At 65.6% G+C, this 19,170-nt stretch carries 16 protein-coding genes and 1 other RNA gene; 11 read left to right on the top strand and 6 right to left on the bottom strand.

All coding sequences use genetic code 11. The features are described from left to right. Window positions 1–33 precede the first annotated feature (33 nt). Complete coding sequence (locus A7D17_RS16485) at window positions 34–1,425, bottom strand: DcaP family trimeric outer membrane transporter (protein ID WP_064510081.1); 1,392 nt, start codon at window positions 1,423–1,425, stop codon at window positions 34–36. Window positions 1,426–1,720: 295 nt separating this feature from the next. Between A7D17_RS16485 and acs the strand changes: the two genes are divergently transcribed. From acs to A7D17_RS16470, 3 genes are all read left to right on the top strand, one after another. After that, complete coding sequence (acs, locus tag A7D17_RS16480) at window positions 1,721–3,664, top strand: acetate--CoA ligase (protein ID WP_064510080.1); 1,944 nt, start codon at window positions 1,721–1,723, stop codon at window positions 3,662–3,664. Between the two features lie 507 nt (window positions 3,665–4,171). After that, window positions 4,172–4,840, top strand: coding sequence for a response regulator transcription factor (locus A7D17_RS16475; protein ID WP_064510079.1), 669 nt, complete (start codon window positions 4,172–4,174; stop codon window positions 4,838–4,840). 542 nt (window positions 4,841–5,382) lie between these two features. Further along, window positions 5,383–5,458, top strand: a non-coding RNA gene (locus A7D17_RS16470) — sX9 sRNA. A 4-nt stretch (window positions 5,459–5,462) separates the two neighbouring features. On the opposite strand, the gene A7D17_RS16465 is transcribed toward A7D17_RS16470, so the two are convergent. Further along, window positions 5,463–6,371 carry a DUF4424 domain-containing protein gene (locus A7D17_RS16465; protein WP_064510078.1) on the bottom strand — a complete coding sequence of 303 codons (909 nt, stop codon included), beginning with the start codon at window positions 6,369–6,371 and terminating at the stop codon, window positions 5,463–5,465. Window positions 6,372–6,879: 508 nt separating this feature from the next. Between A7D17_RS16465 and A7D17_RS16460 the strand changes: the two genes are divergently transcribed. Both A7D17_RS16460 and A7D17_RS16455 read left to right on the top strand, forming a co-directional pair. Further along, window positions 6,880–7,443, top strand: a complete 564-nt coding sequence (locus tag A7D17_RS16460; RefSeq protein ID WP_193395358.1) for a redoxin domain-containing protein — start codon at window positions 6,880–6,882, stop codon at window positions 7,441–7,443. Between the two features lie 3 nt (window positions 7,444–7,446). Next, on the top strand, window positions 7,447–7,650 hold the full coding sequence (locus A7D17_RS16455; RefSeq protein WP_005922076.1) for a hypothetical protein: 204 nt from the start codon (window positions 7,447–7,449) through the stop codon (window positions 7,648–7,650). A 212-nt stretch (window positions 7,651–7,862) separates the two neighbouring features. Here the strand turns inward: A7D17_RS16455 and A7D17_RS16450 are convergent, their stop codons facing one another. Beyond that, window positions 7,863–9,485: a family 43 glycosylhydrolase gene (locus A7D17_RS16450; protein ID WP_064510076.1), complete on the bottom strand. Its 1,623-nt coding sequence runs from the start codon at window positions 9,483–9,485 to the stop codon at window positions 7,863–7,865. 676 nt (window positions 9,486–10,161) lie between these two features. On the opposite strand from A7D17_RS16450, the gene A7D17_RS16440 reads away from it, so the two are divergent. From A7D17_RS16440 to A7D17_RS16420, 5 genes are all read left to right on the top strand, one after another. Then, complete coding sequence (locus A7D17_RS16440; RefSeq protein WP_064510075.1) at window positions 10,162–11,169, top strand: aldo/keto reductase; 1,008 nt, start codon at window positions 10,162–10,164, stop codon at window positions 11,167–11,169. Continuing rightward, window positions 11,166–12,038 (top strand): amidohydrolase family protein, encoded by an 873-nt coding sequence (locus A7D17_RS16435; RefSeq protein WP_064510074.1) that lies wholly within the window; start codon window positions 11,166–11,168, stop codon window positions 12,036–12,038. The genes A7D17_RS16440 and A7D17_RS16435 overlap by 4 nt, the downstream gene beginning before the upstream one ends. After that, window positions 12,035–12,805, top strand: coding sequence for an SDR family oxidoreductase (locus A7D17_RS16430; RefSeq protein ID WP_064510073.1), 771 nt, complete (start codon window positions 12,035–12,037; stop codon window positions 12,803–12,805). The genes A7D17_RS16435 and A7D17_RS16430 overlap by 4 nt, the downstream gene beginning before the upstream one ends. 214 nt (window positions 12,806–13,019) lie before the next feature. Beyond that, on the top strand, window positions 13,020–13,877 hold the full coding sequence (locus tag A7D17_RS16425) for a fumarylacetoacetate hydrolase family protein (protein ID WP_064510072.1): 858 nt from the start codon (window positions 13,020–13,022) through the stop codon (window positions 13,875–13,877). Window positions 13,878–14,475: 598 nt separating this feature from the next. Further along, window positions 14,476–15,798 (top strand): L-fuconate dehydratase, encoded by a 1,323-nt coding sequence (locus A7D17_RS16420; protein WP_064510071.1) that lies wholly within the window; start codon window positions 14,476–14,478, stop codon window positions 15,796–15,798. 657 nt (window positions 15,799–16,455) lie between these two features. Here A7D17_RS16420 and A7D17_RS16415 read toward each other — a convergent pair. Both A7D17_RS16415 and fucP read right to left on the bottom strand, forming a co-directional pair. Further along, entirely contained in the window at window positions 16,456–16,815 is a 360-nt protein-coding gene (locus A7D17_RS16415; protein ID WP_064510070.1) for an L-fucose mutarotase, read from the bottom strand. Between the two features lie 2 nt (window positions 16,816–16,817). After that, window positions 16,818–18,119 (bottom strand): L-fucose:H+ symporter permease, encoded by a 1,302-nt coding sequence (gene fucP, locus A7D17_RS16410; protein ID WP_064510069.1) that lies wholly within the window; start codon window positions 18,117–18,119, stop codon window positions 16,818–16,820. A 178-nt stretch (window positions 18,120–18,297) separates the two neighbouring features. Here fucP and A7D17_RS16405 point away from each other — a divergent pair, with 178 nt between their 5' ends. Further along, window positions 18,298–19,047, top strand: a complete 750-nt coding sequence (locus A7D17_RS16405; RefSeq protein WP_064510068.1) for an IclR family transcriptional regulator — start codon at window positions 18,298–18,300, stop codon at window positions 19,045–19,047. Here A7D17_RS16405 and A7D17_RS23145 read toward each other — a convergent pair. Further along, on the bottom strand, window positions 19,044–19,170 hold a 127-nt coding region (locus tag A7D17_RS23145), incomplete at its 5' end, for an integrase core domain-containing protein (RefSeq protein WP_153041981.1). The genes A7D17_RS16405 and A7D17_RS23145 overlap by 4 nt on opposite strands.

The following is a 19,170-nucleotide window of genomic DNA, read 5'->3' as shown; positions in this document are numbered from 1 at the left end:
CACATGCGTGGCGGGCGGCCGGCGGGATGAACCTTAGAAGCTGTACTTGGTGGTGAACTGCAGGCGCGAGATGTCACCGGAATCGCCGTTTTCGGCCTCGCGGCGGCCGTACATCAGCTCTGCACCCACATCCACCTTGGGCAGCGGCGAATAAAAGACGTTGGCGCGGATGCTCTGCTGGGACTTGCTGGCCAGCCCACCGGTATTGGCGATGTCGTGGTCGTAGTTCACCCGCGAATACATGATGGTGCTGCGCAACTTGGCGTTGTAGTCGTGCCGCCACGCCACCCAGCCCGCCACGGTGCTGACGGTCTGGATGTTGCCATCCATGTCGATCTCCACATCCGAGCCGTTGCCCAGGCCCAGATAGCGGCCGAGGCCTTCACCGTAGGCCAGCTGGTAGCGCAGATCGTTGTTGGAATTGATGATCCAGCGCCCGCCGCCGGCGATGGCGCCGCCGAAGTCGGTGTCGTTGGTCAGCGCACTGCGGGTGCGGTATTGGCGCGCGATCGCCGACAGGCCGAAGGTGCCCCAGGTGCCCTTCCAGTTGTAGCGCGCGGTCAGGTCCGGCATCGCGCCATGGTCCGAGGCCAGGATGGTGTTGCCGCCCTGGTAGGGCGTGGTCAGGGTTTCGGTGTTTTCCGCCGATACGCTGAAGGCCCCGCGGGTATAGCGGATCTGGGTCTGACGGCTGAACAGGGCACCGTCGGTCGGCCCGACGATATCGGCCGCTTCCGGCAGGATGGTGGCGTCGACGAAGTTGGACCAGGTCTGGCCGGCCAGCCAGTTGTTCCAGCTCATGTAGGCATGCCGCAAGGTGCCGCCGTACAGATTGTTGACCTGGTTGGCCAGCGCGTTGCCGAAGAAATCCAGTTCGATGAAACCGGTGAGCTTGTCGCCGTTTTCGGTGACCGTGTCCACGCCCAGATTGAAGCGCGAGAACTTGGCATGGAAGTCGGTGTCGGTGCTCGACGCCTGCCCCCCGACAGGCGTCTGCGTCGGGATATAGAGATAGCGACCCACCGCGCCCTCAGGCAGTGCGCCATCGCTGGTGCGGGTGGTCATGAAGTCGGCCTTGATGAAACCACCGTAACGGAACGTTGTCCCCGCCGCTGCGTTCGGTGTGATGCTGGTGACCTGGATCGGCCGCTTACCGGCCGGGACCACAGGTGCGGGCGCGGCTGCCGGCGTCTGCGCCTGCAAGGTGCGCACCTCGGTGACCTGCGTCTGCGTCTGGGCGATCTGGCCCTGCTGTTGCTGCTGCGCAGTCACCAGCAATTGAACCTGACGCTCGAGCTCGGCAATACGTGCTTCCAGCGCCTTTTCCTTGGGCGTCTGCGCGAACGCAACGCCCGGCAGGATGCTGGCCACGAACAAGGCGGCCGCCAACGGATGGCGCACCAGCGGTGCAGTACGGTGTTTCATGGAACCCTCTCCCCAATGAAGGCCTCGCGCTTGATGGCGATGCTGTGCGGAGCGTGAGGCAGTCCGCGGTTTGCAGCCTATTCGCCTTTGGTCGTAGCTGCAACGCAGCATTCCGCCAGATGACCGATGGTCGCACCAGACCCCGTAATGGATGTGCGCTACCGCACTGACCAGGTTACGACCATGGTCTAAGGCCGCGTTGACCGCCGGGACAGAATGGATACGGCACACTGATTGCCTACCGAGGGCAGCTGCCGCGCCCTCTCCCGACACGTTCTTCGCAAGTGAGGCTGCCATGGCTGATGTTTATCCCGTCGATCCTGCATTCGCCGCCGATGCGCGCGTGACCCGCGAGCAATATGCAGCGCTGTACCGCGAATCGATCGAGCACCCCGAGCAGTTCTGGGGCAAGGCCGCGCAGCGGCTGGAGTGGTTCAAGCAGCCCACCCAGGTCAAGGACGTCAGCTACGCGCTGGACGACTTCCACATCCGCTGGTTCGGCGATGGCGAGCTCAACGCCAGCGTCAACTGCCTGGACCGCCAGCTGGCCACCCGCGGCGACAAGACCGCGCTGCTGTTCGAACCCGACAGCCCGGATGCCGCCTCCTACCCGGTGACCTATCGCGAGCTCTATGAGCGCGTGTGCAAGCTCGGCAATGCGCTGCGCAACCTGGGCGTCAAGAAGGGCGACCGGGTCACCATCTACCTGCCGATGATCGTCGATGCCGCGGTGGCGATGCTGGCCTGCGCGCGCATCGGTGCGGTGCATTCGGTGGTGTTCGGCGGGTTTGCCGCCAACTCGATCGCCGACCGCGTGATCGACTGCCAGAGCAAGCTGATCATCACCGCCGACGAAGGTCTGCGCGGCGGCAAGAAGATTCCGCTCAAGGCCAACGTGGACGCGGCACTGAAGATCCCCGGCACCACCACGGTGGAAACCGTGCTGGTGGTGCGCCATACCGGCGGTGCGGTGGAGATGCAGGCCCCGCGCGATCGCTGGTTCCACGACGTGGTCGACGGCCAGCCGGCCGAGTGCGAGCCCGAGCGCATGAACGCGGAAGACCCGCTCTTCATCCTCTATACCTCCGGCTCCACCGGCAAACCCAAGGGCGTGCTGCACACCACTGCCGGCTATCTGCTGTTTGCCAGCTACACGCACGAAGTGGTGTTCGACCTGCGCGAGGACGACATCTACTGGTGCACCGCCGACGTGGGCTGGGTCACCGGCCACAGCTACATCGTCTACGGCCCGCTGGCCAATGGCGCCACTGCCCTGATGTTCGAAGGCGTGCCGAATTACCCCAGCGTGTCGCGTTTCTGGGAAGTGATCGACAAGCACCAGGTCACCCTGTTCTACACCGCGCCTACCGCGATCCGCGCACTGATGCGCGATGGCGAGGCGCCGGTCAAGAAGACCTCGCGCAAGAGTTTGCGGCTGCTCGGCAGCGTCGGCGAGCCGATCAATCCGGAAGCCTGGCGCTGGTATTACGAGGTGGTCGGCGACAGCCGTTGCCCGATCGTGGACACCTGGTGGCAGACCGAAACCGGCGGCATCCTGATTTCGCCGCTGGCCGGCGCGGTCGACCTCAAGCCGGGCTCGGCCACGCTGCCGTTCTTTGGCGTGCAACCGGCGCTGGTGGATGCCGAAGGCAAGATCCTGGAGGGCGCCACCGAGGGCAACCTGGTGCTGCTGGATTCCTGGCCGGGCCAGATGCGCAGCGTCTACGGCGACCATCAGCGCTTCATCGACACTTACTTCCGCACCTATCCGGGCAGCTATTTCACCGGCGACGGTTGCCGCCGCGATGCCGATGGCTATTACTGGATCACCGGCCGCGTGGACGATGTGATCAACGTGTCCGGCCACCGCATCGGCACCGCCGAAGTGGAAAGCGCGCTGGTCTCGCATCCGAAGGTTGCCGAAGCGGCCGTGGTCGGCTTCCCGCACGACGTCAAGGGCCAGGGCATCTATGCCTATGTCACCCTGATCGCCGGCGAGACTCCGAGCGAAGACCTGCACAAGGAACTAGTGGGCTGGGTGCGCAAGGAGATCGGCCCGATCGCCTCGCCCGACCACCTGCAGTGGGCTCCCGGCCTGCCGAAGACCCGCTCGGGCAAGATCATGCGCCGCATCCTGCGCAAGATCGCCGAAAACGCACCGGACCAACTGGGCGACACCTCCACCCTGGCCGATCCCTCGGTGGTGGATTCGCTGGTCAACGAGCGGCTAACGCGCTGACGCGCGTTGGGAATGGGGAATCGGGAGTAGGGAATCGTTGAAGCGGTTCCCTGCGACCGGAGGGAATCGGGAATCGGGAGTGGGGAGTCGTTGAAGCGGTTCCCTGCGACCGGAGGGAATCGGGAATCGGGAGTGGGGAATCGTTGAAGCGGTTCCCTGCGACCGGAGGGAATCGGGAATCGGGAGTGGGGAATCGTTGAAGCGGTTCCCTGCGACCGGAGTGCAGAGGCGGCATGGGGATTGTAAGGACAGTCTCCAGCCCACCTCTGTCAACCAGTGTTTCGCGACCTTCCCGATCCACCATCCGCACCCAATGCATCCATCTCTCATTGCTGTTGCTGTTGCTGTTGCTGTTGCTGTTGCTGTTGCTGTTGCTGTTGCTGTTGCTGTTGCTGTTGCTGTTGGCTATTGCTCCTAGCTGTTGATGTAGCTCATGGCTTTTGCGTCTGCTCTTGCGATTCCCGATTCCCGATTCCCGATTCCCCACTCCCGATTCCCGGCTCCAAAATGACCACCCTGCTGATCGCCGACGACCATCCCCTGTTCCGTGAAGCCTTGCGCGGGGCGGTGCAACGCGTGATGCCGGGGGTGCAGTTGTTCGAAGCCGACAACGTGGACGCGCTCTACACGCTGGCCGATGCGCAACCGGATGCGGACCTGTTGCTGATGGATCTCAACATGCCTGGCGCGCAGGGCTTCAGCGCGCTGGTGCATATGCGCTCGCTGCATCCCCAGCTGCCGGTGGTGGTGGTGTCCGCGCGCGAGGAACCCACGGTGATGCGCCGTGCGATCGACCACGGCGCGTTCGGCTTCATTCCCAAGTCCGCCGATTCGGACACCATCGGCCGTGCCCTGGCCACCGTGCTCGATGGCGAGCGCTGGATCCCGGCCGAAGCGCAGAAACTCCCCCCCACCGACAGTGAAGAACGCGAAGTGGGCCAGCGCCTGCGCGATCTCACGCCGCAGCAGTTCCGCGTGCTGCAGATGCTGGGTGCGGGACGGCTCAACAAGCAGATTGCCTACGACCTGGGCGTGTCGGAAGCCACCATCAAGGCGCATGTCACCGCGATCCTGCGCAAGCTCGGCGTCACCAACCGCACCCAGGCGGTGCTGATGGCCGGCAAGCTCGCCATCGACGCCGACGGCATCGTGCTGCCACCGCCGGAAGAGGACTGACGCACGCAGGCATCGGTCTGCGTGAGCTGGCATCTACGGGAAGCGTCGTCGCGCCCGTGCGTGTTCCGCCGCTGATACCGCGGCCTCTGCCGGCGTCATTGGTAGGCAATTAACCAACTCGCTATGTCGCGCAACGCGATGTGCTCGTAGGCGTGCCGGCGGAAGCGCGATTGTAGGCGCGTGCCTGCGCGCGACGGGCATTCTCCATTCGCTGCCCTCAGCCGAATAGTGCCGCATAGAAGAAGATCGACGCAGCGATGCGCGTATCGCTGCGATAGGCATGACCAGTATCGCCTCGTCGCGCCTTGGTGCGCCGCTACGTGGGATCTGCGGTGTGTTCGTCGTGCTCGTTGGTGGGGGGCTCGAATGGACACAAGGCCGCATGATGAAAAGCCGTCGCGAGAACTTGCCCGCGCGCGACAGACATGCCTGGTAAAAAGCATGTCGCGCCCGGGTGCGTTCCTACGTTGGTGCTTGTCGCACTTGGAGCGGCAAACTATTGCGCAACGGTCACGCGGACGCGGCCGTTGCCCCGACGCGGCAGGTACCACTCGTCCCCTTCGGTGCTGAGCGCGCCGTCCACACCACCTGACGACTGCTCGCTAGGGTCTGCGAGCCGCGCTTAGTCCGGCGCGCGCACGAACAAGATGTTCAGATCGCGCATCGGCACGAAATCGGCCTGCTTGAACTGGAAGGTCAGCGGGTCGATCTTCTTCAGCTCGCCATCGAAGCACAGGCTCAGGATGTCGCTGGCGGCCTGCTTGTGGATGGTCAGCTGGAAGTCCTTGATCGGACCGTTCCAGTTCTTGCCGGTGGTGAGCACGTAACGCAGGTTGGCCCAGCCCAGACCGTACTGGCCTTCGCGACGCTGCATGCTGGCCCTGGTGGCCGGCTCGATACAGGTATCTTTTGCATAAGTCTCCAGCAAATACGTGCTGGGCTGCGGGACGCCGGTGGACACGCTCGGTGTGTAGGCGTGGCGGATCTGCACGCTTCCTTTAGCGGGAAATTTCTGCTGCCAGACAACGTACTCATTGAGGGTGAAACGCGGTTGTGCATCGCCGTCCAACCAACGCGTGGGCAGCGGCTTGCGCCCGTTGGGCACGTTGCCCGATTCGGTGAAGGCGGCCACATCATCCACGGTCCAGCCAGTGGCAGCGAAGGCCTTGGAAATATCGCTGCCGTCGTCTAGCAGCACTACCAGCTTGCGCGTGGTGGCAACCGGTTTGCCGTCCACCCACAGTTTGAAGTCGGTGAGCGCGCCGTGGTCTGCCATGCCGAAATACATCGGCGGCATCGGAAAGGCTACCGGCACGCTCAGGTCGCGCTCGCTGTGATTGGTGAACACATAGTCCACCTGCACGCGTTGCTCGCTGAGCGACAGCGCTTCACGGTCCATGCTGATGTCGGGCTGATGCAGCAGGCGGATGGTGCCATTGTCGTCGCCAAAACTGCTGTCATTGGCCTGTGCCGCACTGCAGGCAAGCAGCGCCAGCACACACAGCCGGACGGAAAACGCCATCGCGCGCATTACATGATCCTTGATCGGCCGGCACGCACCCACGCGCCGTGGCGCCCAGCATGCCACGGGCAGGCATGGCTTGAGGCTGGACGATCAGTGGAGCTAGATGTGCAGCGAGTGCAACGCTTAGGTGTAGGGCGCTGATGCTTCTGGCAGATCTGGCGGGCTTGCCTGGTATCGCCTGCAGGCATCTCCCGCGCAGCTCCCCCGTGCACGTGAACTTGCGTTTGATCTTGAAAGCTACGCTTGAACGTAACGCCATTGTTGCCCGCGCACGTCTTTCACCCGGACACGTCATCGCATCCTTGCGCGATGACCTGGCTGCGCAAACGCTCCCCCTATCACCCCGCATCCGTAACAAGCCCAAGCGCGGGGGCGTGATCGCATCCACAGCCGCAGGCCGCGCGCCATCGCAGTTGTCGATATCACCATTGACCATGAGCTGATGCCTGGGCAAGGCTCGGGCATCAAGGACGCTTTCGGAGCTGGCATGGCGCGACGTTTTCCCTGGCTCTGGATGGGCCTGCTGGTGGCTTGCGGACTGATCGCGGTGCTGGGGTGGCAAAACCGGCAGCTGCGTGTGCAGCAGCAATGGCTGCAAACGCGCGTCAGCACGGCGTACGAAGGCATGTATGTGCCGCAGATCGAGGCGACCGATGCCGATGGCCGGCGGCATCTGTTGGGCGCGCCGCAAGGGCAGGCGCAGGTGCTGTTCTTCTTCACCACCACCTGCCCGTATTGCCAGCGTTCGGCACCAACGGTGGTGCGCGCGGCGCGGCAGCTGCAGGCCAATCTGCCTGGGCGGCCGCAGCTGCTCGGCGTGTGCCATTGCGATGCAGCGCAGGCGGCGCGCTACGCGCATGTGCATGGTTTCGATTTTCCGGTGGTCAGCTTGACCGATCGTCGCGCGCTGATGCTGTTCCGCGCGCGCAACGTGCCACTGCTGTTGGCCATCGATGGGCAGGGGCGCGTGCGCCATTCCCATCATGGCGTTTTCGATACCACGGAGCGGGTGCAGGACCTGGTCGCCGCCTTGCGCCGCACGGACGCGCCAGCGGCTTTTGCAACGTTGAGGGAGTAATGCATGAAAAAGCGTTGGGTAAGCTTACGCAGTGCGTTGATGGCAGCGACGTTTCTGGCCAGCACCGGCTTCGGTGCGTTTCAGGTGATGGCCGTCGATAACGCACAGCCGAAAGTGGAATCGTGTAGTGCATGGGCCTGCAAGGCCGAGTGTCCGGAGTTCGGCGGCGACCTGGGTCAGGGCAACGTCTGCTACTGCTGCGGTTAACAGCCAGCGACAAAGCGACTGCGTCGCTGCCAGAGGGAAGCGGCCGGTGGACGGAAGCGGCGTGTTGCACGCGCATGTTCCGCTTCTGCGCACCGCCCGCCTCCTGCTGCTGACCCTGTACGCACTGCTTTGATCGCCGCTGTTTCGCCTGACGGCGAGGTCCCCCCGGGCCTCGCCGTCTGAAGGTGTCGGTGCGTGACGTAACGCGCCACTCAGCCCAGCGCGCGATAGCGGAAATCGCGCAGCACCACCTCGCCTTGCTGGGCGGCATACACGCCTAGCTGCAGGCTCAAAAAGCCGCCGAACACGTTGTGATGGAATCCGGACACTTCCATGCGGGTGGGGTGACGCGTCCATTGCCGGCCGTCGTCGAAGGAGTATTCGAAGCTCACGATATGGTGGTCGTTGGTCAGCCGCACGCGGATGCGGCGGTGCGTATTGGGCGCGCGTGCCCACACCAGTTCTTCCGAATATTCGTAGGTCTTCATGGTATCGGCGGTGAAGCCGATGCCGACAAAGGCCTTGTGGTTGTAGAACAGCAGGATGCCGCCTTCGGCATTGCCGACCAGCTCCAGGGTGACCTCGGCCGCATAGGCACGATCGGGCACGCCGCAGGTCAGCGGTGCGCTGTCGATGGGCGATGTGCCGGCGCAGGTCAGCGTCAACGCCTTGTTGGCCCGCCGCACGCGCGCCTGCTCGCCCGGCTTGGGCGCGTGCAGGCTCCACTGGGTGCCGAAGCGGTCGGCGGAAAAATCGTCTGACAAGGCAAAGCCGGTCGCCCTCGGCGTCGTGCCCGCAGGCGCGCGGGCAGGCGTGCGCAGCGGTTTGGACAGGTCGCCGCCGGTGGCGCGGAACCAGCCATCGGCAGTCCATTCGACCGGCTCCAGCAAGGTTTGCCTCCCCAGCGTGCGAAAGCCATTTTCGTAGCCGTGGTAGACCAGCCACCAGTCCCCGCGCGGGCCTTCCACCAGGGTGGCGTGCCCACGCGACCACCATGGCTCCTGTTCGGACTGGGTGCGCACCAGCGGATTGCGTGGGCAGTGCTCCCACGGCCCGTGCACCGAGCGCGAACGCGCGGCGATCACCATGTGTCCGGTCACCGGGCCGGCGGTGCCGCCCACCGCGGTCACCAGGTACAGCCAGCCGTTGTGCCAGGTGAGCTTGGGGCCTTCGGGGGCGAAATTCTCCACCACCCAGTCCTCGGGATAGCGCCACGGCGCGTAGGCTGGCTCCAGCTGCCCGTCGGTGGCCAGGCCGTCGTCGCGCAGGCGGATCTTGCGGATGCCGTTGACGAACAGATAGCGCTTGCCGTCTTCGCCCACGACATGGCCGGGGTCGATGCAGCCGGCGATCTTCAGGTCGATCGGCGCACTCCACGGCCCGCGGATGTCGTCGGCCCAGATCACGAAGATCGACCAGCCGGTGTCATCGGGATTGGCCGGGATATAGATGAAGTAGCGATTGTCGTGCTTGCACAGGTCCAGCGCCCAGATCGTGCCGAGTTCCTGGTGCAGCGCCGGGCCGATCGGGGTCCAGTTGACCAGGTCGGTGGAATGCCACAGCACGATACCGGGGTAGGAAAAGAACGACGAGAACGTCATGTAGTAGTCGTCGCCATCCTTGAGGATGGTGGGGTCCGGATGATCGCCGGCCACGATGGGATTGAGATAGGTGCCGTTGCCCAGATCCGCCTTGCGCTGGCCTTCGGTGCCGTGCGCCCACTGCGGCGTGCGCGCGCATGGCGCGGCCGGTGCCTGTGCCGCAGCGGTCAATGGCGCGACCAGCGCGCCGGCTGCCAGTACCTTGAACAAATCGCGCCGCGTCGTGTCTGGCATGCAACCGCTTCACCTGGGAGAGGGGCAGGTATCTAGCCCTAGCGGCACAGACTAGGCAACCGTAGCCACGGCGATATAGGAACTGGTGATGCGGCACGTGGATTTCGACATAGCCGGCGTGTGGCGCCGGCGCTGGGCCGCGGCGTTTGGCGGCGGGCGCGCATCGGCAGGTGCCTGCAGCAAGGCACAGCGCGGCCAACCCTACATATGGCGACGTTGCGGGGACCGCGCGCCGCCCACGCGCGCAGCGGTTCCGGCAGGGTGCCCCAACGCGGGGACCGTGCGGCGTGGGCCGTGGCAGCAGTGGCAGGCCCATCGCCGCCGCCCGCACCCGCACTCACATCCAGGTGGGCGCCCGCAGGGCCGGAACTCTGCGTCAAGCACGCAAGATGCCGCCGGCATTAGGCACAGGCTCAACCACGGTGGTCTCGACAACACCGTGCACGGCGGACGCACTACGGGTGTTACACCCGTTCCAATTGCGACAGGCAGTGCGGCCCCAGTGCCCGCCGCTCGCCATGCTGCACTGCAGCGTGATCTGTTCACTCATGATTGCGATATTCATATGCGAACAGTCGGGCGCCCGCCGGCTGGTGGACGTCGCGATGCCCAGCTGCTGCTCCCCGGTTCCTGCCCAGCCCCACGCCGCCCTGATGGCATCTTCGGAGCGCTGCGCGTGAGCGTGCCGCGGCAGCAGATCGGCAGCACCGGCGTGCAGCTGTCGTCGCTGGGCTTTGGCGCCGCGCCCATTGGCAATCTGTATGCCGAAGTGGCCGAGGAGGCTGCGCTGGCAGCGGTGGCAGCGGCCATCGATGCCGGCATCCGTCATTTCGACACCGCGCCCTACTACGGCTATGGCCTGAGCGAGGCGCGCCTGGGCCGTGGCCTGGCCGGCGTGCCGCGCGATGCCTACACGCTGTCGACCAAGGTGGGCCGCTGCGTCTACGACGATGCGCACGCCGTCGCCGGCCGCGACGGCTTTGCCGTGGCTGGACGTCGCGCCGAGTTCGACTACAGCGCCGATGGCGTGCGCCGCGCCTTCGCCTCCAGCCTGGAGCGCCTGGGCACCGACTATATCGACGTGCTGCTGCTGCACGACATCGGTGCGCTGACCCACGGCGACAATCACGCCCACGTGCTGCGACAGGCCTTGGAGGAGGCCTTGCCGGCCATGGCGGAGTTGAAGGCGGCCGGTGCGTGCGGGGCGATCGGGCTGGGCGTCAACGAGCAGGACGTGGCACTGGAGGTGCTGCCACGCTTTCCGCTCGACTGCGTGATGCTTGCCGGCCGCTACACGCTGCTGGAACAGCACGGCGCGCGTGCGCTGCTCGACCAGGCGCAGCACCACGGCGTGTCGATCCTGTCGGCCGGGCCGTATAGCTCCGGCCTGCTCAGCGACGCGCGTGGGCCCGGCGCCACCTATAACTACGCCCCGGTAGACACCCCCACCCTGCAGCACGCACAGCGCCTGTATGCAGCGAGCGCGGCGTTCGAGGTGGACATCGGCGCGGCGGCGTTGCAGTTCCCGCTGGCGCATCCGGCGGTAACCACGGTGGTGGCCGGCATGCGCAGCGTGGCCGAGGTGCAGTCGGCTGCCACCCGCCTGCAGGCGCCCATTCCGGCCGCGCTGTGGCAGCGCCTGCGCGATGGCGGCCTGCTCGATGCGGACCTGCCCACGCCATGAACCGCGTCGATGCGCATCTGCATTTCTGGCAGTTGGCCCGTGGCGACTACGACTGGCTGACGCCTGCGCTGGCGCCGCTGTACCGCAACTTCGCGCCGCACGATGTGAGCCAGGCGCTGGATGCCGCCGGCGTTGGCAGCGTGGTCGTCGTGCAGGCAGCCGCCACCGAGGCGGAAACCTGCTACCTGTTCGAACTGGCACGCGATGAGCCGCGCATTGCCGGCGTGGTGGGCTGGGTGGATTTCGACGCACCCGATGCCGCCGCACGCATCGGCGCCCTGGTGCGCGCCGGTGGCGGCCTGCTCAAGGGCCTGCGCCCGATGGTGCAGGACATCGCCGATGTGCGGTGGCTGGCAAGCCCCACGCTCGATGCCGCCTTCGACGCCATGCTGGCGCACGATCTGGCCTTCGATGCGCTGATCCGCGCCGTGCACGTGCCGGCGTTGCAGGCGCGGCTGCAACGCCATCCATCGCTGCGGGTGGTCGTCGACCATGGCGGCAAACCGGCCATCGCCGCCGGCGAATTCATCGCCTGGGCGAGCGGCATCGATGCGCTGGCGCAGCACCCCAACGTGCATTGCAAACTCTCCGGCCTGCTCACCGAAGCGGCAGCTGGCGCCGGAGGCGATGCGCTGGCGCCGTATGTGGCGCACCTGTTCGCACGCTTCGGCGCGCAGCGCCTGCTCTGGGGCAGCGACTGGCCGGTACTGACGCTGCGCGCGGACTACGCGCAATGGTTCGATCTCGCACAGCAACTGGTCACCCACCATGCGCCCGGGCACACCGACGCGGTGTTCGGCGACAACGCACGCACGTTCTATCGTCTGCCACGGCCGGCGGCCCCCACCTACGGAACCTCATCGGTATGACTGTCTCGATTCCTTCGACCCCCAACGAGCGCCTGCGCGGCAAGCGCTGCCTGATCACCGCCGCCGGCGCCGGCATCGGCCGCGAAAGCGCGCTGGCCTGCGCACGTGCCGGCGCGCAGGTGGTCGCCACCGATATCGATACAGCTGCGCTGCAGGCGCTGGCTGCCGACTCCGACGCGATCACCACCCAGCTGCTGGATGTCACCGATGCCTCGGCGATTGCCGCATTGGTCGCCGAGCACGGCCCGTTCGACGTGCTGTTCAACTGCGCCGGTTTCGTGCACCAGGGCAGCATCCTGGACTGCGACGAGCCAGCCTGGCGCCGTTCGTTCTCGATCAACGTCGATGCGATGTACTACACCTGCAAGGCGGTGCTGCCGGGCATGCTCGAACGCGGCACCGGCAGCATCATCAACATGTCCTCGGTGGCTTCCAGCATCAAGGGCGTGCCGAACCGCTTTGTCTACGGCGTGACCAAGGCCGCGGTGATCGGCCTGAGCAAGGCGATTGCCGCCGATTACGTGGCCCAGGGCGTGCGCTGCAATGCGATCTGCCCTGGCACCATCAAGACGCCGTCGCTGGGACAACGCGTCAAGGCGCTGGGCGGCGACGAACAGGCGGTGTGGAAGAGTTTCACCGATCGCCAGCCGATGGGCCGCCTGGGCGACCCGCGCGAGATCGCGCAGCTGGTGGTGTACCTGGCCTCGGACGAATCCTCGTTCACCACCGGCCAGACCCACATCATCGATGGCGGCTGGTCGAACTGAGCACTGCCGGCGAACGAGAGTGCAGCCACCAGGCGCGCTCCCGCTCGCCAGGGTTTTATCGCGCGTTGTGCGCTGATAAAAAACGATCTCTCACACGTGGCGTCACCGCTGGTTGCAGCATGCATCATCCACATTCCTGTTCCGAGCGCACCTTCCGCACCCGCCTGCGAGGTGTGATTGGCCGCTCCACTCCTCCCCTGCAAAGGAAGACTGCATGAAACTCGTACGTGTTGGCACCGAAGGCCACGAACGCCCTGGTCTGATCGATAGCGAAGGCCGCATCCGCGACCTCAGCGGTGTGATCGACGATGTCGCCGGTGAGCATCTCACCAATGCCGGATTGGACAGGCTGCGCGCGCTGGATGTCTCCGCGCTGCCGGTGATCGAAGGCGAGCAGCGTTACGGCGCGGCCGTGGGCCGCATCGGCAAGTTCATCTGCGTAGGACTCAACTACGCCGACCACGCCGCCGAATCGGGCATGGAAGTGCCGAAGATGCCGATTCTCTTCATGAAGGCCACCACCGCCGTGTGCGGCCCCAACGACACCGTCATCATCCCGCGTGGCTCGGTCAAGAGCGATTGGGAAGTGGAGCTGGGCGTGGTGATCGGCGATGTGGCGCGCGATGTGTCGGTGGACGAAGCGCTGAACCATGTGGCCGGCTACGCGGTAATCAACGACCTGTCCGAGCGCGAATTCCAGCTCGAACACGGCGGCCAGTGGGTCAAGGGCAAGAGCGCCGACACCTTCGGCCCGATCGGCCCATGGCTGGTCACCCGCGATGACATCGCCGACCCGCAGAACCTGTCGATGTGGCTGGAGGTCAACGGCCACCGTTACCAGAACGGCAGCACCCGCACGATGGTGTTCGGCGTGGCCGAACTGGTCAGCCATATCAGCCGCTACATGACGCTGATGCCGGGCGATGTGATCAGTACCGGCACCCCGCCGGGCGTGGGCCTGGGCCAGAAGCCACCGGTGTATCTGAAGCCGGGCGACGTGATGGAACTGGAGATCGAAGGCCTGGGTCGCCAGCGCCAGCCGGTGGTGGCGCATCCGCGCGACGCTGTTTGAAGGTTGAGCTTGGTGGTTTGAGCTGCGTGGCCTGAGCTTCGAGCTTCGAAGCCTGACGCATGAGGCATGAGGCATGACGCACGAAGACATGCTCCGTGCCAGAGAACGCACGAGGTGAGTGGACGGCAACGCAGTGCACACCATCACCCAACGCGATCTGGTCAGGCATACAGCTATCTGCACAGCAGCAGCGCACACATCGCGCGCCGCAGCCTGAGCCCCTCTCCCACCGGGAGAGGGGTTGGGGTGAGGGTACGCAACCCAGCCTTGCAACGGTTCTATGCAATGCATTGTGTTTTACGCACCACAGATTTAGTGCTGTACGCACGTGACGCAGCCTGGTTCGCACAGGTGATTGAACGCATGCGCTGCGTGTTTGAGCAGCTGAGTAACGTTCCATGCAGTTCCCAGCCACCGTCAGTGCGCTGCACGCATCGGCAGGCAGCGATACCCGCGCTGCGTGCGACGGCGCCACTTTCGGCGCTGCGCGTCCGTACCCTCACCCCTCTCCCGGTGGGAAAGGGGCTCAGGCGCACCGCTTCGCTCACGCTTTTTTGGCCCGTTTTTCCATTTCCCGCTTCGATCGCCCAGGACCTTCATGCGCACCATCATCGCCCTCGAAACCCACGACGTCCGCTTCCCCACCTCGCGCGAGCTCGATGGGTCGGACGCGATGAACCCGGATCCCGATTACTCGGCGGCCTATGTGGTGCTGCGCACCGATGCCGCCGATGACCTGGCCGGCTATGGCCTGGTGTTCACCATCGGCCGCGGCAACGACGTGCAGACCGCCGCAGTGGCTGCCCTGGCCGAGCATGTGATCGGCCTGTCGGTCGAGGACGTCATCGCCGATCTCGGTGCGTTCGCGCGCCGGCTCACCAACGACTCGCAGCTGCGCTGGCTGGGCCCGGAAAAGGGCGTGATGCACATGGCCATCGGCGCGGTGATCAACGCCGCCTGGGACCTGGCCGCACGTGCGGCGAACAAACCGCTGTGGCGCTATATCGCCGAACTCACGCCCGAGCAGCTGGTCGATACCATCGACTTCCGCTACCTCACCGATGCGCTCACCCGCGACGAAGCGCTGGCGATCCTGCGCAATGCGCAGCCGCAGCGCGCGCAACGCATCGCGCAGTTGATCGAGCAAGGCTACCCGGCCTACACCACTTCACCCGGCTGGCTCGGTTACTCGGACGAGAAGCTGGTGCGGCTGGCCAAGGAAGCGGTGGCCGATGGCTTCCGCACCATCAAGCTCAAGGTCGGCGCCAACGTGCAGGACGATATCCGTCGCTGCCGCCTGGCGCGCGAAGCCATCGGCCCGGACATCGCAATGGCGGTAGACGCCAATCAGCGCTGGGACGTGGGCCCGGCGATCGACTGGATGCGCCAGCTGGCCGAATTCGACATCGCCTGGATCGAAGAACCCACCAGCCCGGACGACGTGCTCGGCCACGCCGCGATCCGTCAGGGCATTACCCCGGTGCCGGTGTCTACCGGCGAACACACCCAGAACCGCGTGGTGTTCAAACAGCTGCTGCAGGCCGGCGCAGTGGACCTGATCCAGATCGATGCCGCGCGCGTGGGCGGGGTCAACGAGAACCTCGCCATCCTGCTGCTGGCCGCCAAGTTCAATGTGCGCGTGTTCCCGCATGCCGGCGGCGTGGGCCTGTGCGAACTGGTGCAGCACCTGGCCATGGCCGACTTCGTCGCCATCACCGGCCAGATGGAAGACCGCGCCATCGAATTCGTCGACCACCTGCACCAGCATTTCCTGGATCCGGTACGCATCCGCCACGGCCGCTACCTCGCCCCGGAAGCCGCTGGTTTCTCCGCACAAATGCATGCCGCCTCGATTGCGGAATTCAGCTATCCGGATGGACGGTTCTGGGTTGAGGATCTGGCAGCCAGCGCGAAGACCTGAGCCCACGTTCCCTCATCCGCCCTTCGGGCACCTTCTCCCGCGCGCGGGAGAAGGAAGTCGTCGTTCATCCGGGAAGGCGTCGTCGTTTGTTCGGGATGGCGTCGTCATTCGTCCGGGAAGGCGTCGTCGTTCGTTCGGGATGGCGGGGTCATCGGTCTCCGACGTCGCGGAACGCAACAGCTGACCGCAGCGCACTGCAGATGCCCGGCGGTGGGTCGATGGCGCAGCCATCCCCACCACGCCCGAGCCAAACCGCATCACGCCCTTCTCCCGCCTGTGCCGGATCACGTCCTTCTCCCGCCTGCGGGAGAAGGTGCCCGCAGGGCGGATGAGGGCGCGGCCTAGCGCTGCGCGTCGATCGCCTCGGTCTGGGTCGATGGCGCAGCCGCCCCACCACGCCCAAGCCAAAAACGAACCACGGCCTTTTCCCGCCTGTGCCGGATCACGTCCTTCTCCCGCCTGCGGGAGAAGGTGCCCGCAGGGCGGATGAGGGCGCGGCCTAGCGCTGCGCCTCGATCGCCTCGGTCTGGGTCGATGGCGCAGCCATCCCCACCACGCCCGAGCCAAACCGCATCACGCCCTTCTCCCGCCTGTGCCAGATCACGCCCTTCTCCCGCCTGCGGGAGAAGGTGCCCGCAGGGCGGATGAGGGCGCGGCCTAGCGCTGCGCGTCGATCGCCTCAGTCAGCGCAAAGATCCGTCCGGCCTGCCGCCATTTCTCGCCTGGGGCACTGTCGGGCAGCGGCTTCTGGAACCGCCACATCAACCGCTCCCATGCCTGGATGCGCGGATCGGCCGCATCGCGCGCGGCCTTGGCGGCAGGATCGTAGTTTTCGCTGACGTCCATCAGCATCACCAGCCGATCGCCGCTGCGAAAGATCTCCAGTTCCTGGATGCCGGCCTGCTGCAGCGAGGCCACCACTTCCGGCCATACCTCGGTGGGTTGATGCCAGCGTTCGTACTCGGCGATCAAGTCCGCATCGTCGTGCAGGTCCAGCACATAGCAAAGCCGCGGCATGCTCAGGCTCCTGCCACGGCGGGGGCCGCGTGACGCGCGCGCAGCGCGAACACCAGGATCACTGCAAAGCACGCGCCCGGGACCACCATGGCCCAGTGGATACCGGCCATGTCAGACACCGCGCCCATCAGCGCGGTGAGCAGCGCACCGCCGATGATGGACATCACCAGCAACGACGAGCCCAACTTGCGCGCATCGTCATGCATGCCGTCCAGGCCCAGCGCAAAAATGGTCGGGAACATCACCGACATGAACACGCTGGCGGCCACCAGGGCGTACAACCCGGTCCAACCCGGCAAGGCAATGGCGACGGCGCACAGCAGCAGATTGATCGTGGCAAAGCTGGCCAGCAGCTTGGCGGGCGCCAGATAGCGCAACAGCGCGGTGCCGATGAAGCGGCCGGCCATGAACAGCACCAGTGAAATGGTGAGATAGGTGGCGGCGGTTTTTTCCGGCGTACCCGGCACTGCGTCCTGCAGATAGCGGATCAAATAACTCCAGATACCGACCTGCGCGCCCACATAGAAAAACTGTGCCACCACCGAGAACATGAAGCGCCGGTTGCGCAGCAATTCGCTGAAACGCGCACGCTTGGGCGCCTGGCCGGCCACGGCATCCGGCGCGCCGGTGGGAAAGCGCACCAGTGCGATCAGGATCGCCCATAGCACCACCACCACGCCGATGATCAGGTACGGCGTTTGCACTGCCGCCGATTCGGTGGCAAAGAAGGCCTCACGCGCGGCCGGTGCCATCGCCGCCAGTTCGGCCGGCGTGTGCTCCACGCCGGAGAAGATGAAGTGCTGGCCCACCAGCACGCCAGTGATCGAGCCCAGTGGGTTGAAGGCCTGGGCCAGGTTCAGGCGCCGCGCCGCGCCATCGGCCGGGCCGAGCACGGTCACCAGCGGATTGGCGGTGGTTTCCAGGAACGCCAGCCCACTGGCAATGACAAATAGCGCCAGCAGGAACAGCCAGTAGGTGTGCACCTGCGCGGCCGGATAGAACAGGAACGCCCCGCATGCATACAGCAGCAAGCCGAGCACCACGGCTGCCTTGTAGCTGTAGCGGCGCATGAACATCGCCGCGGGCATCGCGAACACGAAATAGCCCATGTAGAAGGCGCTCTGCACCAGCCCGGCCTGCAGGTCGGTCAGCTCGAAGGCCTTCTTGAACTGCTTGATCAGGATGTCGTTGAGGTTGTTGGCCATGCCCCATAGAAAAAACAGGCTGACGATCAACAACAGGGGAACCATGGCGGTACGCGCCAGGTTGCCGCGCGGTGACGCGGCAATGTCACTGTGATGCATGCGACCGTTCCCCTCCCAAGGCTGTGGCGCTTGCGTTGCAATCGGGCGAGCGTACTGCGCGCGTCCACGCCATGCAAATATAAAATCTTTGTTTATATTTGCACGCACAGTCTCCCGCTGACCCCTGCCCGCGTTGCCTGTACTCTGGCGCGCCGCACCTGCCCTGGAACGCAAACGGATGAGCACCGAACCCGCCAAGTACCGCGCGCCGGCCCTGGACAAGGGGCTGGACATCCTGGAGCTGCTCGCCCGCCAGGCGCAGCCGATGAGCATGGGTGCGATCTCGCAGGGCATCGGCCGCTCGCGTGGGGAAATCTTCCGCATGCTGCAGGTGCTGGAGGAACGCGGCTACCTCACCCGCGATGGCGAAGGCGACTACGTGCTGACCAACCGCTTGTTCATGCTCGGCATGCAACAGCCGCACGTACAGAGCATCAGCGAGGCCGCGTTGCCGGTGATGCGGCGCCTGTCCGATGCGATCTACCAGCCGTGCCATCTGGTGGCCCCGTCCGGCGACCAGATCGTGGTGATCGCGCAGATGGACGTGCCCAGCGACCTGGGCCTGGTGGTGCGCCCGGGGCATCGCCGCCCGTTGACGCACTCCAGCTCCGGGCTGGTGCTGTTCGCCTTCCAGCAGCCGGAAGTGCAGGCGCGCTGGCTGGACATGCTCGATGCCAGCGAGGTGCCGTTCGAGCGCGCGCAGTTTCTGGCCGCCGCCGCGCAGGCGCGCAGCGACGGCTACGCCATGCAGCCCAGCGAAGCGGTGGTGGGGGTGGTCGATCTGACCGCACCGATCCTGCAACGCGGCAGCGCCGCCTACACGCTCACGGTCCCCTTCATCGAACGGCGCCCTGCACTGGTGAGCCCGCAAGCGGCCTTGCAAGCGCTGCGCGCGGCAACCGCCGAGATTTCCAGCGGGCTGCACTAGCTGTGTAAACCCACCACGTTGTTCATTGGAATTGGAATTCGGGAGATGGGGGGTTTGTAGCCGAGGCTGGCGTGTGGCCGATGCCAGTTGTAGTGATGCAGCCAGCCCTGGAAGGCGTTGGCG

This window comes from Xanthomonas floridensis, from assembly GCF_001642575.1.
Classification (GTDB): Bacteria; Pseudomonadota; Gammaproteobacteria; order Xanthomonadales; family Xanthomonadaceae; genus Xanthomonas; species Xanthomonas floridensis.
This window is presented reverse-complemented; position numbering and strand designations above follow the sequence as displayed.